Annotated in this window: 12 protein-coding genes; 9 read left to right on the top strand and 3 right to left on the bottom strand. The window is 46.5% G+C overall.

The window, feature by feature from the left end; all coding sequences use genetic code 11:
• Positions 1-81 precede the first annotated feature (81 nt).
• Positions 82-2274 carry a carboxy terminal-processing peptidase gene (locus P253_RS10650; protein WP_016658575.1) on the bottom strand — a complete coding sequence of 731 codons (2193 nt, stop codon included), beginning with the start codon at positions 2272-2274 and terminating at the stop codon, positions 82-84.
• A gap of 195 nt (positions 2275-2469) precedes the next feature.
• Here P253_RS10650 and nagZ point away from each other — a divergent pair, with 195 nt between their 5' ends.
• Positions 2470-3492, top strand: coding sequence for a beta-N-acetylhexosaminidase (nagZ, locus tag P253_RS10645; protein ID WP_016658574.1), 1023 nt, complete (start codon positions 2470-2472; stop codon positions 3490-3492).
• A gap of 94 nt (positions 3493-3586) precedes the next feature.
• A complete protein-coding gene (locus P253_RS10640; RefSeq protein ID WP_016658573.1) occupies positions 3587-4441 on the top strand; it encodes a class I SAM-dependent methyltransferase in 855 nt (284 codons plus the stop codon).
• 74 nt (positions 4442-4515) lie between these two features.
• On the opposite strand, the gene P253_RS10635 is transcribed toward P253_RS10640, so the two are convergent.
• The gene (locus P253_RS10635) at positions 4516-5838 is read right to left on the bottom strand and encodes an alpha/beta fold hydrolase (RefSeq protein WP_016658572.1); all 1323 of its coding nucleotides are present in this window, start codon (positions 5836-5838) and stop codon (positions 4516-4518) included.
• 307 nt (positions 5839-6145) lie between these two features.
• Here P253_RS10635 and P253_RS10630 point away from each other — a divergent pair, with 307 nt between their 5' ends.
• From P253_RS10630 to P253_RS10605, 7 genes are all read left to right on the top strand, one after another.
• Positions 6146-7411, top strand: a complete 1266-nt coding sequence (locus P253_RS10630) for a glutamate-5-semialdehyde dehydrogenase (protein ID WP_016658571.1) — start codon at positions 6146-6148, stop codon at positions 7409-7411.
• Between the two features lie 115 nt (positions 7412-7526).
• The gene (locus P253_RS10625; RefSeq protein ID WP_005180148.1) at positions 7527-7931 is read left to right on the top strand and encodes a hypothetical protein; all 405 of its coding nucleotides are present in this window, start codon (positions 7527-7529) and stop codon (positions 7929-7931) included.
• A 314-nt stretch (positions 7932-8245) separates the two neighbouring features.
• A complete protein-coding gene (locus P253_RS10620; protein WP_016658570.1) occupies positions 8246-9466 on the top strand; it encodes an acetate/propionate family kinase in 1221 nt (406 codons plus the stop codon).
• A 49-nt stretch (positions 9467-9515) separates the two neighbouring features.
• On the top strand, positions 9516-11654 hold the full coding sequence (pta, locus tag P253_RS10615) for a phosphate acetyltransferase (RefSeq protein ID WP_016658569.1): 2139 nt from the start codon (positions 9516-9518) through the stop codon (positions 11652-11654).
• A 117-nt stretch (positions 11655-11771) separates the two neighbouring features.
• The gene (locus P253_RS16000; protein WP_016658568.1) at positions 11772-11984 is read left to right on the top strand and encodes a hypothetical protein; all 213 of its coding nucleotides are present in this window, start codon (positions 11772-11774) and stop codon (positions 11982-11984) included.
• Positions 11951-12352, top strand: coding sequence for a hypothetical protein (locus P253_RS10610; protein ID WP_016658567.1), 402 nt, complete (start codon positions 11951-11953; stop codon positions 12350-12352). The genes P253_RS16000 and P253_RS10610 overlap by 34 nt, the downstream gene beginning before the upstream one ends.
• 545 nt (positions 12353-12897) lie before the next feature.
• A complete protein-coding gene (locus P253_RS10605; RefSeq protein ID WP_005180157.1) occupies positions 12898-14424 on the top strand; it encodes a fumarate hydratase in 1527 nt (508 codons plus the stop codon).
• A 72-nt stretch (positions 14425-14496) separates the two neighbouring features.
• Here the strand turns inward: P253_RS10605 and P253_RS10600 are convergent, their stop codons facing one another.
• Positions 14497-15210 carry a DUF2846 domain-containing protein gene (locus tag P253_RS10600; protein WP_016658566.1) on the bottom strand — a complete coding sequence of 238 codons (714 nt, stop codon included), beginning with the start codon at positions 15208-15210 and terminating at the stop codon, positions 14497-14499.
• Positions 15211-15298: the final 88 nt, after the last annotated feature.

Genomic DNA, 15298 nt, shown 5'->3' with positions numbered 1-15298 from the left:
CATCTGGATCTTGAGTTATTCAACTCAAAAGCATCAAAAAAGGCCAGTACATCTACCGGCCTTTTTCTCACATCCAAGGTCTTATTTGGCTGTGCCTGATTGTAACTGACTATAATCCAGTAACACATTGGCCGCTTCGCTCACAAAGACTTCTTCTTCCGGCAGTGGTGGACGCTGGTTGGCTTTCATTTTGGCCCGTGACTCGGCTTGCGCTTCCAGTGAGGCCTGATAGCTTTCCCAGTTTGGATACGGCGCCAAACCGGTCGCCTGACGACGTACGTTTTCAGCGGCTAAGGTTTTACGCTCCAGCTCAATCAGCTCGGCACGGCGCTGATCTAAATCCAGCACCGCCGTTTTGCGCTCTTCTGCCTGTTTGGCAATATTTTTACGCTCAGTCAGATACTTGAACTGCGGATCAATACTGACCCGGGTCTGCGAAGATTTGGCCAGTTGCGGCACATAAGACTGCACCACACCCTCACGTTTAAATGGTGCGGTGGCAATGGTGTCCCACTTCAGCGCATTCTTGGCCTTACGCTCACCAAATTCTTCATTGTAGATATCTACCAGTTTAATGTCCGGAATCACCCCTTTGTTCTGGGTACTGCCGCCGGTAATCCGGTAGAACTTACGCTGGGTAAGCGTGGCCTGACCATAGGCCAGAGTGTCCAATTGTACCTGTGCTGTCCCTTTACCGGTGGTTGTGCTACCAATCACAATACCGCGCTCATAATCCTGAATCGCGGCTGAATAAATCTCGCTGGCAGAAGCCGAGGCCAGGTTAATCAGGACTGCTAGCGGGCCAGCATAGGTCTGTTCACCGCCATCATTGTCTTCAAACACGCTCACGTTGCCATTGCCATCACGGATTTGTACTACCGGACCCGATTTAATCACCTGACCCAGCATACGTGCCACCTCTTCAAGTGAGCCGCCCGGGTTATTGCGTAAATCGACAATAATCCCGTCGACATTTTTGGCAGCCAGCGTTTTCAAGGCATTGTTGGTGTCTTCCGATACCGAACGGTATTCCACCCCGGCACGGCGCGCCCGATAGTTCAGATAAAATGATGGAATTTCAATCACGCCATAGGTATAGGTTTTGCCATCACGTTGAATTTGCACGGTTCGGTTACGTACTCCGGCATCTTCTTCCTGAATAATGTCACGTACCAATGTTACGGTACGTGCCTGACTCATCGAGGCTCCCGGACCAAGTAAACGCAAGGTCACTTTGGTGCCACGTTTACCGCGAATCAGACCGACCACTTCATTGCTTGGCCAGCCAATCACATCCACAATTTTCTCGCCATCCTGACCGACACCAATAATCCGGTCGCCGGATTTGACCTGACCAGATTTACTCGCCGGTCCGCCTTCAACAATGGTTTCAATCTTGGTGTAATCTTCATTGCTGCGATCCGGACGAATCGACACCCCAATCCCTTCCAGCTGTAAGGTGGTCTGACGGTTGAGCTCCATTGCATCAACAGGCGGGAAATAGTTGCTGTGCGGATCATAGGTCAGCATCATCGCATTTAAGGTTTTGTCCAGCACATCGTCGCTTTTCAGACGGCTCATGCGTTCCAGCTGACGAGTATAACGCTTGGTCAGGGTTTCCACCGGCGTCATATCTTCCGGGCCGGATAAATCTTGCCCATTGGCCAGTTCTGGATTTTCCTTGAGGGCTTTTTGTTTGGCCTGCTCTTCTTCTTTGCTGATGGTCAGGTTAATCAGCTGGGACACCAGCATTTTTTGCCAGTGGGCACGCTGCTCGGCCTGGGTCTTAAAGAACGGCGCTTTTTCACGATCCAGCTCAATGGTGACATTCGGCTGTTTTAAATTCTGCGGTTTTTTCAGCTCGGCCAGCATAAACTGATAAAAGGCCTGCATGCGTTCACGATAATGCGCATGAATCTGATACGGGCCCGATAAATCACCGGCTTTTAAGGCGGCTCCAAAATTGGCGCCATATTTTTTCTTGTACTGTTCGACTTCATCGGCCAGGAACAAGGTGTGCTCCGGGTCCAGACTATCGATGTAAAAATCAAAAATGCGATTGGAAGTGTTGCTGTCTAAACGCTGGTTCAGGTAATGCTGACGGTCAACCAAGGTCGCTAACTGGCGTGACACCAAGGCCTGTTCCCGGGTTGGAACAATGGTATTGGAAACAGCAGCAGTATTATTGGCAGCAATGGCTTCGTTGATTGCGTGACTAAAGAAGAATCCCCCAGTTGCCACGGCAACTGCACAAGCTATCGTTTGAAGTTTCATAAATAATGTGTATTTCCTTGGTTTTCGACCAGTAGTACAAGGTTGCTTAGCGACGAATCAAGCAGATTCAAAATCTTAAACAACTTAATCTGTTTATGTCGTGTAGTTTTATCATATTCTGTGCTGACAAAATGTAGCAAATCATTGCAGAATTCAGGTATTGTTTTTCGATAAAAATTTGAATCCGGAACCGATATGATTGGCGCATTGATGCTCGACATCGCTGGCACAGCACTTACTCAAGAAGATATTCAACTCTTACAAGCTCCGCAAGTCGGTGGCGTCATTTTATTTGGTCGAAATATCGAATCACCGCGGCAAGTACGCGCCCTGACCGATCATATGCGTCAGGTACGTCCGGATATTTTAATTGCAGTCGATCAGGAAGGCGGCCGGGTGCAGCGTTTAAAACAGGGTTTCACCCTACTGCCGGCCATGGGCCGTTTTGGCGAGCTGTATCAGCAGCAGCCGGAACTGGCAGTCGAGCTGGCTGAACAGTGCGGCTGGCTGATGGCCACCGAAGTATTAGCGGTCGGTATTGATTTCAGTTTTGCCCCGGTGCTGGATTTAAATGACATCAGCGATGTCATTGGCGACCGCAGTTTTGCCCGCAATATGGACGATATTATCGTACTGGCACGCGCCTTCTTAAGTGGCATGCAGCGCGCTGGTATGGCCACCACCGGCAAGCATTTCCCCGGTCATGGCTCGGTCAAGGCCGATTCGCATGTGGCCGCTGCGATTGATTCACGTTCTTATGCAGAGATTCAGCAAAAAGACATGCAAAGCTTTATCCAGCTGCAAGCCCAACTGGATGCCCTAATGCCTGCGCATGTAATTTATGATCAGGTCGATCCGAACCCAGCCGGTTTCTCTCCGTACTGGATTCAGACCGTGCTACGTCAACAGCTGAATTTTGATGGCGTGCTGTTCTCGGATGATTTAAGCATGCAGGCCGCCTGTGTGGCGGGTGGTGCCGATGCCCGCATTCAAGCGGCCTTAAACGCCGGTTGTGATATGGGACTGGTCTGTAATGACCGTGCCGCCGCCTGTCTGGCACTGGACGGCATTCAGGATTTACCGTTACCAAATCAGGCCCGTTTAGCCCGTATGCGTGGCCAGATTCCAGAAATTCAGATCGGTGATGTACTCGAGCTCGGCCCGGAATGGCAAGCAGTACGCGACCGTATTGTCCGCTTTAAAGACAGCGGCCAGTAATACCGACAAAGGAACAGGACAAGCTGTTCCTTTTTCTTTATGATGCAAATACATAAATCCACCCCGAATAAATAAAAAGAATAGAGGACCTTGCATGAGCCAACCGCTTTCCGAACATCGCCATATATCCTTTACTGCCCACTATACCGGCTATATCTGGTTTCAAATGGGCATCTCGCATCCGGTATTTGCTACTTCAAAAGGCAAGTTTCTGGCCAAATTGGTCCATCCGCTGGAAAGCTGGGCCGAAAAATATGTCGGTGGCAGTATGCGCACCACCCTGAAAGAACGCCACACCATTATTGACCAGCAACTGACCGAGCTGATTGCCCGCAATCCTCGTACCCAGGTGCTGGAAATTGCCTGCGGCCTGTCCCCACGGAGCTGGAGTTTCCGCCAGAAATATCCGGAACTGAATTACCGCGAGCTGGATTTACCGGATATGGCCAAGGTGAAAACCGCCGCCTTGCAACAACTGGACCAGCAGGCACCGGAAGTCTTGAGTGCCGATATTTTCAGTGAAGAATTTGCCCAGATTTTTCAGCATTTTGACCCGCAGCAACCGCTGGTAATTATTAGTGAAGGCTTAATCAATTATTTCGATAAGCCGATGCTCAGCAAACTGCTGCATGGGATTTATCAATATGGACAACATTTTCAGGAACTGCATTACTTGAGTGATATTTATCCTGAACCGGTGAAAAACAAACTGGCCAGCTTTATGTGGACCAGCAGTAAATTACTGAAAGTCATGTCTCGCAGCGCCTTTAGTTTTCATTTTCAAAGTCCGGGTGAAGTCCGTGACTTTGTTAAAGCCAGCGGTTTTGAGCGGGTCGATATTCTGCAGCCGCAGCACTATTTCCACACTCCGGACCTGCCCGCCCCTGAAGAACATTTGGGTGATATTGTCTGGGTGCTGCACGCCTGCCATAAACAGCCCAGTGCCTAAAAGAGAGTTCTGAGCCTCATCAGCCCATAAAAAAAACAGCGCCTTTGCGCTGTTTTATTTTTAGACACCTCAATTTAGGCAATTGCTGCCAGACAACCTTTTTGACGCTGGATATAACGCATCAAACGCTCGGCAATCTCAAAGCTGCCATGTTTTAATAAAGCGCGAATCTGCTGATCCTGCACTTCAAAAATCAGGCACTCAATCTGGAAACTACCCTCTTCATCTTGGAGTGTCAGGGCCAAATCACGCTCATACTGCGCAGCCCGTTCTGCCTGTCCGTCTTCAAAACGTAGCAATACGCCAAAAAAGTTCAGATCGACAATTTCCGTGGCAAAGCTTAAATCGGAATGACGGTGCGTTAACTGACTAAATGGCTGTTGTACAGCAATGCGTTCTTCTCCACGGCGCTCCATGGTCAAGAGCTGGGCACGGGTCATGGGGATAATACCTTCTAACGACTGAATCGGCTCATCTCTTAAAAAGGTGGCAAACAGGCGCATGGTTTCTTTACGGCGCTGCAACTGCGGCACATGATCAGCATTGGCAATCATGGCAAACTCCATGTCCGGACATTGCAGGGCAAAATTGGCATTTTCATGTGGCAAGGTAAAACTGTCATACTGGCCACAGGCCACCAGCACCTTGCACTGCGGAATAGGAACGTGAGTCAGGCGCAGCAGACGATTACAATTAATATCATAGCGTTCCTGCTCGGTGGCGGTGAACTCGGCCATCTGCCGGAAGAACAGCCGCTTGGCGGTTGGCGACATGCGGGTCGCTTCCAGCTTGGCATGATTGACCAGATATAAAATCACCGCCTGACCAAACTCATCCATACGCTGCTCTTTCATTAAATGCAGCGATTCTTCCAGCAGCATACGCCAGCTTTTCCGGGTCTTTTGCATGACACCCATCAGAATCATGCGGTCTATCAGTTCCGGACGCTGATGCGCCAGGCAAGATGCCACCACCGAACCAAGGGACATGCCCAATACCGCGACCTGACTCAAGCCAACAATATCCAGCCAGCGACCGAGCATGGCTGCCAGATCTTCCAGCTCCAGCGTACCGGCAGATATGCCAGTATCGACATTGCTGATTTGCTGGTTGGCGCCCATGGAAGGTAAGTCAATCAGGATAATCGGGCCGGCATCAAACAGTTGCTCAACACAGTATTTATAGGAGTTAAAATTCTGAAAAGCGCCCCCGATAATTACCATCGGCGTCATGTGCAAGGTGTCTGGGCGAGCAATCGCCATGTATTCAATCTTCCAACCGTCAATCCAGGTTGTACGCGCTGGCTGTTTGAAACTGTGCTTATCGTAAAGATCAAAAAAACCAAAGTGAGCACTTGACTGCCCGACTTCCGAGTCCATTTGGATAATGGAATTCATATTCCTTTCCTCCATTCTCGCGCTTATTTTTATTGTGCAAGAGATGATTTCTAAAATTGAGCAAAAATCGCATCCTGCTCTTTCATTGTTATTTGTATGACTTCAATGTCCATCGTGTTTCATTCTATACAGGTGTCGTTTTGACACGCAACCTCTTCTGCAACCACTTGTCTGCTTTTAAACAGGAAACAATTTCAAAATGTTTAGCGCTTTTCCGGCTTTCCTGCGGAAAATTCCATCAAACTGCTTCATTGTCCCGACCTAGACTGTTAATATCGAGGAGAAATTTCTAAGTGATCAAACCGCTATGCACGAGTCTATTGAACAATATATGCAAACGGTAGGACAACAAGCGCGCCAAGCTTCCGCAGTTCTGGCAAGTGCTTCTACCCAAACAAAAAACCATGCTTTATCTGCTATTTACACTGCACTTGAAAACAGTGAAACAGCAATTTTAGCTGCCAACCAGGTTGATATGACCAAAGGTCGCAACAACAATCTGGATAGCGCCCTGCTTGATCGCTTAGAACTGACTCCCCCGCGCTTTAAAGGCATGTTACAGGGCCTGAAAGATGTGATTGGCCTGCTTGACCCAATTGGTGAAATTACCGATATGGCCTATCGTCCGTCGGGCATCCAGATTGGCAAAATGCGAGTACCTTTGGGCGTGGTCGGCATGATTTATGAATCACGTCCGAACGTGACCTTAGAAGCAGCTTCGCTGGCGCTAAAATCAGGCAATGCCATTATTTTACGTGGCGGTTCAGAAGCGCTGGAATCGAATAAAGCCATTGCCGAAGCCATTCAGCACGGTCTGAAAACTGCAGGCTTGCCAGAAACGGCGGTACAGGTCATCAATACCCCAGATCGTGCTGCTGTAGGCCAGCTAATTACCATGTCGGAATATGTCGATGTGATTGTGCCACGTGGCGGTAAAGGCTTAATCGAGCGCATCACCAATGAAGCCCGTATTCCGGTAATTAAACATCTGGATGGTAACTGTCATGTCTTTGTCGAAGCACAGGCTGACTTGCAAAAAGCCCTACCGATTGCCCTGAATGCCAAAACCCATCGTTATGGCGTCTGTAATGCCATGGAAACCTTGTTGGTGGATGAAGCCATTGCAGATGAGTTTTTACCGCGCATTGCCGAGCTGTATGCGGAAAAACAGGTCGAGCTCCGTGGCTGCGCCGAAACCCAGCGTATTTTAGGCGACAGCGTTCAAACGGCTACCGAAGACGACTGGTATACTGAATATCTTGGTCCGGTTCTGGCCATTAAAGTGGTGTCGGGTCTGGATGAAGCGATTACCCATATCAATAAATATGGCTCACACCATACCGATGCCATTATTACTGAAAACTTCAGTCTGGCGCGTCAGTTCCTGGCCCGTGTTGATTCCAGTTCAGTGATGATTAACGCCTCTACCCGCTTTGCCGATGGCTTTGAATACGGTTTAGGGGCGGAAATTGGTATTTCTACCGATAAAATCCACACCCGCGGCCCAGTCGGTCTGGAAGGTCTGACCTCGCAAAAATGGGTGGTGTTTGGAGATGGCCAGATTCGCCAATAACTCACTTCTCTAAATATATGAATGTTCAGCCTTTGCGGAGGCTGAACATTTTTCTGCTGTTTTCCCTGTCTATTCCACCGTACACTGTCTTAAGAATGAGAATAAGAGGTGGACAATGTTCTATTATTTAATTGTGACCACATTTGTTCTGGCACTGCTGGTGTCATTTGTGGTGATGCGTATTTTTTCCAGTTCCATTAACCGTATTCTGGCACGTATTATTCATGATCCGATTCATGAAGCTTGGGCCAGATATACCAAATTTGCCGGTATGGTGGTCGGGACTTCCTCCGGAATCCGGATTTATGACATGGAAAAATACATTACCCCACTCACCTATAGCGAAAACGACCAGAAAATTATTATTGAACTGACGCAGGAACGCTGGTTTCTGGAAATTTACCGCACCTTAATTGAAACCCTGCAAGGCTTGGCCTGGATGATGCTGGTATTTTTTATGGTGGCGCTATTTGCCTATGTGATTGTGCGCTGGTCGGAAATGAAGTATCAGAAACCTTGAATATGAAGGAATAAGAAATATTTTCAAACAGTTCTGTCACATGCTTTGATTCAAGGCGTGTTATGGTAAACAGAAGAACAACGCGACTGGACATGACTACTATTTTATTAATAAATGAAATCTATCAACCGATAAATTTTAGTTATTATTCCCGTAAGGGTCGATAGTGCTTAAGTCTAATCTCCTAAAGTCTATCTAGAAGCGATACCCATCCCATGATAAAAATTAGTTATTGATCAAGATTGCACCGTGTTGGAACAGGTGCAGATCAATACGGGATACAAATATTTCAATTAGAATTCGGGTAAAACAACGTGTCTACAACTGTATTAGTAATTAACTGCGGATCTTCTTCAATTAAATACGCGCTTGTTTCTGAACGTCGCGAAGACCGTATTTTTGGTTTGGCTGAAAATTTAGGATCTGTCGAGGCACGTATTAAAGGGATCACTGTCGGAGGTGAACCGCTCGAACTTTCTATTCCGCACGCAGATCATGAAAAAGCCTTAGAAACCATTTTATCGCGCTTGTCACAATACAATCCTCAAGCGATTGGCCACCGTGTGGTACATGGCGGCAGCTTGACCAAAGCCGAGCGCTTAACCCCAGAAATTATTCAACGCATTCGTGAAGCAACCCCACTGGCACCGTTACATAACCCGGCGCACCTGGTAGGCATTGAAGCGACCATGCGTTTATTCCCTGAATTACCTCAAGTTGCTGTATTTGATACCGCATTCCACCAAACTATGCCTGCGCACGCTTATCGTTATGCCGTGCCAAAATTCCTGTACACCGATCATAACGTACGTCGTTACGGCTTCCACGGCACCAGCCATGCCTATGTTTCTGAACGTGGTTCAGAACTGGCCGGCAGCCTGAAACAAGGCGGCTGGTTAACAGCGCACCTCGGCAATGGTAGCTCGACCTGTGCCATCTGGAACGGTGAAAGTGTAGATACCTCTATGGGCCTTACCCCACTTGAAGGTCTGGTGATGGGTACCCGTAGTGGTGATGTAGATCCATCTTTACACACTTTCCTGGCCAGCAACTTGGGTTGGGATATCTACAAAATTGACAAGATGCTGAACAGCCAAAGCGGTCTACTCGGTTTATCTGGCCTCTCTAACGATATGCGCACCCTGATTGAAGCCTCTGAACAAGGCAATGAAGATGCAACCCTGGCCATTGAAGTATTCTGCTACCGTTTAGCGAAATCTTTAGCAGCCTTAAGCTGTGGCTTACCGCGTCTAGATGGTCTGTTCTTCACGGGTGGTATTGGTGAAAACTCGGCCTATATCCGTGAAAAAACCCTGTCTTACTTACCACACTTCGGCTTTAACTTTAGCAAAGAGAAGAATGACAGCCTGAAACGTGGCACCGAAGGTCGTATCGATAACGGTACCGGTCCACAAATCTGGGTGGTTCCAACCGATGAAGAAGGCCGTATTGCCAAAGAAACCAGTGCGGTGGTGGAGTCTGAGTTGGGAGCAACTCCGGCAAAAAAGTCTGAATTAGAAACTGCGATTGCTTAGCAATCGCGGTTTTACCCTGTTTACTTTTGGCTGATTTGAATAATACCTTATGAAAACAATTCTACTTGTCCCAACTGGAGAAGGTGTTGGTCTAACATCTGCATGTTTAGGTCTGGTGTATGCTTTGGAATGCCAGGGCATTAAACCCGGTTTCGTCAAACCTTTCTCTCAAGAATTACAGCCTGAAAACGAACGGACGACAGCGCTGTTTGAGCATGTATCTAAAACCAAAACGGTTCAACCCATTCCTTATGCACAGGTGGTGCATCAACTGAGCCATGACCAGCAAGATGAATTACTGGAAGAAGCGGTTCGTTTACACCGTGAAGTGGCCAAACAGCATGACCTGATTATTGTCGAAGGTCTGTTACCGAATTTCCGTGACAGCTTCGCAGATGACCTGAATGCCCTGCTGGCTCAAGCCCTAGATGCACAGGTAGTGATTGTTAGCGGTGCCGACATCAACAATCCGCTTCGTTCTGCTGAACGAATTGAACACCAGATTCGTAACTTCGGTGGTGCAGAATCAAATCGTTTACGCGGTGTGCTGTTTATGCGGACCAAAGGTTTGCCAGAAGATTCTGCGCAAATTCCTGTGACGATTGATCCAAACCTGCGTTTACTGTCAGATACCAGCAAGTTTGTGGCCAGCATTCAGCAAACTTATAGCTACATTGGCACAGAAAAACTGCCAGTGATTGGTTTGGTACCATTTAGTAATACCCTGAGCGTGCCGCGCCTGTCTGATCTGGCGGCGCATATTTCTGCCCAGTGGATTCATGAAGGCGAAGCAAATACACGCCGTGTGTTACATAGCAGCCTGATTACTTCGAATATCGAGCATGAACTGCACAAGTTTGTGGCCGGTGAACTGATTATTACCGCAGCTGACCGTACCGATGTACTACTGGCCAGCAGTCTGGCAAACAGCAATGGCATTCCTTTAGCAGGCTTAGTCTTAACCGAGCAGCATCAACCGAATGAACAGGCCTTAAATTTCTGTCAAACTGCCATCAAGCAAGGTTTACCAGTATTACATACCCCTTTAACCACCTTTGAAACGGCGCAACAACTCTCGACTTTCGGTAATGAAATTCCGGTCGATGATATTGAACGCGCTGAACAGGTAACCCGTTTTGTGTCCAGCCATATTGATCCGCAATGGTTAAACTCGCTGATTAGCGGTGCGCATAGCCCACGTTTATCGCCTTCTGCCTTCCGTCATGAGCTTGTACAAAAATCAATTGCAGCGAAAAAACGCATTGTTTTACCTGAAGGTGATGAGCCACGTACAGTTCAGGCTGCGGCCATCTGCCAATCGCGTGGTATTGCGCACTGTATCTTGCTGGCCAAACCTGAAGCCGTAGTTGAAGTGGCCAAAGCCCGTGGTATTGAATTGCCGCATGACTTAGAAATTATTGATCCGGATCTGATTCGCGAAAACTATGTCGAGAAAATGGTTGAGCTGCGTAAAGGCAAACTTAACGAATTACAGGCACGCGAACAGCTTCAGGATACGGTGGTTTTAGGTACCATGATGCTGGCGCTGGATCAGGTTGATGGCTTAGTTTCAGGTGCAGTACATACCACGGCCAATACCGTACGTCCGGCCTTCCAGCTGATTAAAACTGCACCTGAATATTCACTGGTATCTTCAGTATTCTTTATGCTGCTGCCAGATGAAGTTTATGTGTATGGTGACTGTGCGATTAACCCGGACCCGGATGCAGAACAACTGGCTGAAATTGCCATTCAATCTGCTGACTCGGCCAAAGCCTTTGGTATTGACCCGCGTATTGCCATGATCTCTTACTCAACCGGAACTTCAGGTGCCGGTGCCGATGTAGAAAAAGTAGCGCAAGCGACTGAAATTGCCAGACAGCGCCGTCCAGACCTGCTGATTGATGGCCCGCTGCAATACGATGCTGCATCGGTTGAAAGCGTTGGTCGTTCTAAAGCACCAAACTCTCAGGTGGCTGGTCGTGCCAATGTATTTATTTTCCCTGACCTGAACACAGGTAATACCACTTATAAAGCAGTACAACGTTCTGCCAATGTAGTGAGTGTTGGCCCAATGTTGCAAGGTTTAAATAAGCCGGTGAATGACCTGTCACGCGGTGCATTGGTCGATGATATTGTGTTTACCATTGCTCTAACTGCAATTCAGGCTGAACAGCAGTCTGCTTAAATACTGTTTTTAACAAGCTCCGCTTCACCCACCCTGTCGAAAGATAGGGTGGTTTTTTAATTTAGACCAGACGTATCAAATACATCTCATTTTCTGTATAGGTGAGGTGGTAATCACATGCCTTTAACATTAAAAAATAACAACGAAGTTTTTAAACAGATCTTTGAAATCGCCAATCAATTTGACAAAGAGCAAGAAAATTATCTCATTGCGTATTCCCATTTTTTAAATTATTCCAAAAAGACAGATGTACTCACCTTGGATGACATTGTTATCGGCATCAGCTTTACCTATTCGTGGATGCCGACCATTTTAAAAAAATTGATTTAACTGCAGCAGATGATCTGATCAAAATATTTAACAAAGCAAAACAAGGTCATCGATTAACAGTACCAGAACTTCAAACACTCAAAAGTGCATTCAATAACTCTCTTGTCGGTGTATCTAAATTGTTGCACTTTATTCATCCTGAACACTATGCGATTTGGGATAGCCGTGTATTTAGATTCTTAAGCGGCAACGAACCCCATAACTTCGCATTTAAACGTCCTGAAACTTATCTGGAATATCTAACGCTTCTGGACGAATTAAAAAATGAGGCGGTTTTTGAAAGTTTTTATCGTTTAATGCAAGACAAAGTGGGGTATCAGATTTCAGCATATCGAGCTTTAGAACTTGCCTTCTTTAAAGGAGGATAAAGCAAAGCTATAAACAAATTTTGAGAATTGAGAATTGAGAATTGAGAATTGAGAATTGAGAATTGAGAATTGAGAATTGAGAATTGAGAAAAATATTATTTTTATCAGGCTAAAATGAAAAAAGAAGATAAAGCTTAAGCTTGATCTTCTTTTTGGCCATACATCCAAGTTGCAGCGATATATACACAAAAGCCCGCAACCATCAAAATACCTGTTGTCATCTTTAAGGTCTCATTTTTGGATGTGACAATTATGCGAAAGTTTTATGACAGTTATATGACAAAACCGAAATATTTAAATTTTATTAAATAATTAAAATTCAACAACTTAATGAAATTTCATCTAAACTTAAGCTGTAATATGACATTAATTTCAGCTCAAATATGACAAAACCGCCCGCCAAATACAGTAAAAATCACCCAAAATCCTGTGTAAAAGCACCACTATAAACTTTCGGCCAATCCACTTCTAAAACGCCCACAATGCCGTCATTTTGTCTTATAATTTAGCCCGCTAGCTATCAGCCCGCTCAAGAGAATTTTGATATGACAACTATTATCAAGCAAGATGACTTGATCACATCGGTTAAAGATGCGCTTCAGTTCATTTCTTACTATCACCCACAAGATTTCATCCAAGCGATGAGCCGTGCGTATGACCGTGAAGAAAACAAAGCTGCAAAAGATGCGATTGCACAAATCTTAATTAACTCTCGTATGTGTGCAGAGGGTCACCGCCCAATCTGTCAAGATACCGGTATCGTCAACGTATTCGTTGAAGTGGGCATGGATGTTAAATTTGATTTAACAATGAGCTTAGACGACGCGATTAATGAAGGTGTGCGTCAAGGTTACCTGGAAAACTCTAACGTCCTTCGTGCATCTGTACTTGCTGACCCTGCATTTGGTCGTAAGAACACCAAAGACAACACCCCTGCGGTGATTTACCACAAACTGGTTCCAGGCAACAAAGTCGACATTACTGTTGCAGCCAAAGGTGGCGGTTCAGAAAACAAATCTAAACTGGCAATGCTTAACCCATCTGACTCTATCGTAGATTGGGTACTGAAAACTGTTCCAACCATGGGTGCAGGCTGGTGTCCACCAGGTATGCTTGGTATCGGGATCGGTGGTACTGCTGAAAAAGCCATGATGCTGGCCAAAGAAGCACTCATGGAAGAGATCAACATGGACGAACTGCTTCGTCGTGGTCCACAAAATAAACTTGAAGAACTTCGTATTGAAATCTTCGAAAAAGTAAACGCGCTGGGTATTGGTGCACAAGGTCTGGGCGGTTTAACCACTGTACTTGACATCAAGATTAAAGATTACCCTTGTCACGCTGCGGGCAAACCAGTCGGTATGATTCCAAACTGTGCTGCAACGCGTCACGCACACTTCACTTTAGATGGTTCAGGCGTTGCCCATATTCAGGCACCACGTCTTGAAGATTATCCTGAAGTTACTTGGGACTCATCTTCGTCTAAACGTGTTGACCTCGACAACATCACCCAAGAAGAAATGAACTCTTGGCAACCAGGCGATACACTGCTGCTGAACGGGACCATCTATACCGGCCGTGATGCTGCACACAAACGTATGGTTGACATGCTCAACAATGGTGAAGAATTACCGGTTGATTTAAAAGGCAAGTTCATCTACTACGTAGGTCCTGTTGATCCAGTGGGTGATGAAGTGGTTGGCCCTGCAGGTCCGACAACAGCGACTCGTATGGACAAGTTCACTCGTCAGGTGTTAGAAGCGACTGGTCTTTATGGCATGATTGGTAAAGCAGACCGTGGTCCTGCGGCTATTGAAGCGATTAAAGACAACAAAGCAACGTACCTGATGGCTGTAGGCGGTGCTGCTTACCTGGTATCTAAAGCCATCCGTGAAGCTGAAGTAGTTGCTTTTGAAGACTTGGGTATGGAAGCGATCTACAAGTTTGTAGTAAAAGACATGCCTGTATCTGTCGCAGTTGACGTAAACGGTACTTCTGTACACGCGACTGCACCAAAAATCTGGCAAGCTAAAATTGGCAAGATTCCAGTGGTTGATGCCGCTGCTGGCTAATGAATGCTGTTGAAGCGATTAAAAAAGCACCCAAATCTGGGTGCTTTTTTTTATTTCTCGATTCAAGCATTTTTACCAGGTGCGTGGGTCCCACAATTTAAATGGCTTAGTCAACTGCACATCGCTGGCCGGGTCATAATCGGCATGTTTGATTTTTTGTGCCTTAGAGCGAATTTTACCGGTGCTCTGGTCTTCAGCCACAAAATTATAACTGTGCGATTTCAATTGAGTAAAAGCAATTTCATTGAGGCCTACCGTTTCCGGCATCATGATTAAGGGACCAGAAATCGTGCGGCGGGTACTGCTATTTTCTTCATCATATTTAATAAAATAGGACTTGCCTGCTTCAACGGAAAAATCCAGATACTTCGGCTTTTGGAAATGCTGCACGCCTAAAGGACGACTGGTAGATAAACGATAATCCCCGGCAGGCAATTCAATCCAGTAATAATGATTATGCAGCAGGCTTGGAATGCGTTCGCTATTGATAAATAGGCTGGAGGCTACAATTTCCTGACGGTTCCAGCGTGAATCCGGACGATATAAATACACCACGGCGGCCTGATCATGCTGCGGCTGAATGGCTTGAAAGCGCTGGCCTAATTTCTGATTGACCCAACCGCCAATGGTAAACATGCCAAAGCGGTACTGTTCCAGCAAACTCGGCTTTTCGTTCTGATCAATAGCTTTTAACGTAGAGGTGGGCGGCAGTTGCGCCTCGGTTGACGACTTCCCATAACAGCCAGCCAATGCGACAGCCAGAAATACGATTGATATAGCACGCATGAACATCCCTCATTCCTTCGTTTTTATTTTTACACTTAACACTTTTTCAATATTTTTATTGGGTTGGGCATCCAGGCCCTGATGCAGA

It is taken from the genome of Acinetobacter indicus CIP 110367 (assembly GCF_000488255.1).
Classification (GTDB): Bacteria; Pseudomonadota; Gammaproteobacteria; order Pseudomonadales; family Moraxellaceae; genus Acinetobacter; species Acinetobacter indicus.
This window is presented reverse-complemented; position numbering and strand designations above follow the sequence as displayed.

Coding starts and splice junctions, on each gene's coding strand:
- P253_RS10650 (WP_016658575.1), bottom strand. CDS start 2,274: ATGAAACTTCAAACGATAGCTTGTGCAGTTGCCGTGGCAACTGGGGGA.
- nagZ (WP_016658574.1), top strand. CDS start 2,470: ATGATTGGCGCATTGATGCTCGACATCGCTGGCACAGCACTTACTCAA.
- P253_RS10640 (WP_016658573.1), top strand. CDS start 3,587: ATGAGCCAACCGCTTTCCGAACATCGCCATATATCCTTTACTGCCCAC.
- P253_RS10635 (WP_016658572.1), bottom strand. CDS start 5,838: ATGAATTCCATTATCCAAATGGACTCGGAAGTCGGGCAGTCAAGTGCT.
- P253_RS10630 (WP_016658571.1), top strand. CDS start 6,146: ATGCACGAGTCTATTGAACAATATATGCAAACGGTAGGACAACAAGCG.
- P253_RS10625 (WP_005180148.1), top strand. CDS start 7,527: ATGTTCTATTATTTAATTGTGACCACATTTGTTCTGGCACTGCTGGTG.
- pta (WP_016658569.1), top strand. CDS start 9,516: ATGAAAACAATTCTACTTGTCCCAACTGGAGAAGGTGTTGGTCTAACA.
- P253_RS16000 (WP_016658568.1), top strand. CDS start 11,772: ATGCCTTTAACATTAAAAAATAACAACGAAGTTTTTAAACAGATCTTT.
- P253_RS10605 (WP_005180157.1), top strand. CDS start 12,898: ATGACAACTATTATCAAGCAAGATGACTTGATCACATCGGTTAAAGAT.
- P253_RS10600 (WP_016658566.1), bottom strand. CDS start 15,210: ATGCGTGCTATATCAATCGTATTTCTGGCTGTCGCATTGGCTGGCTGT.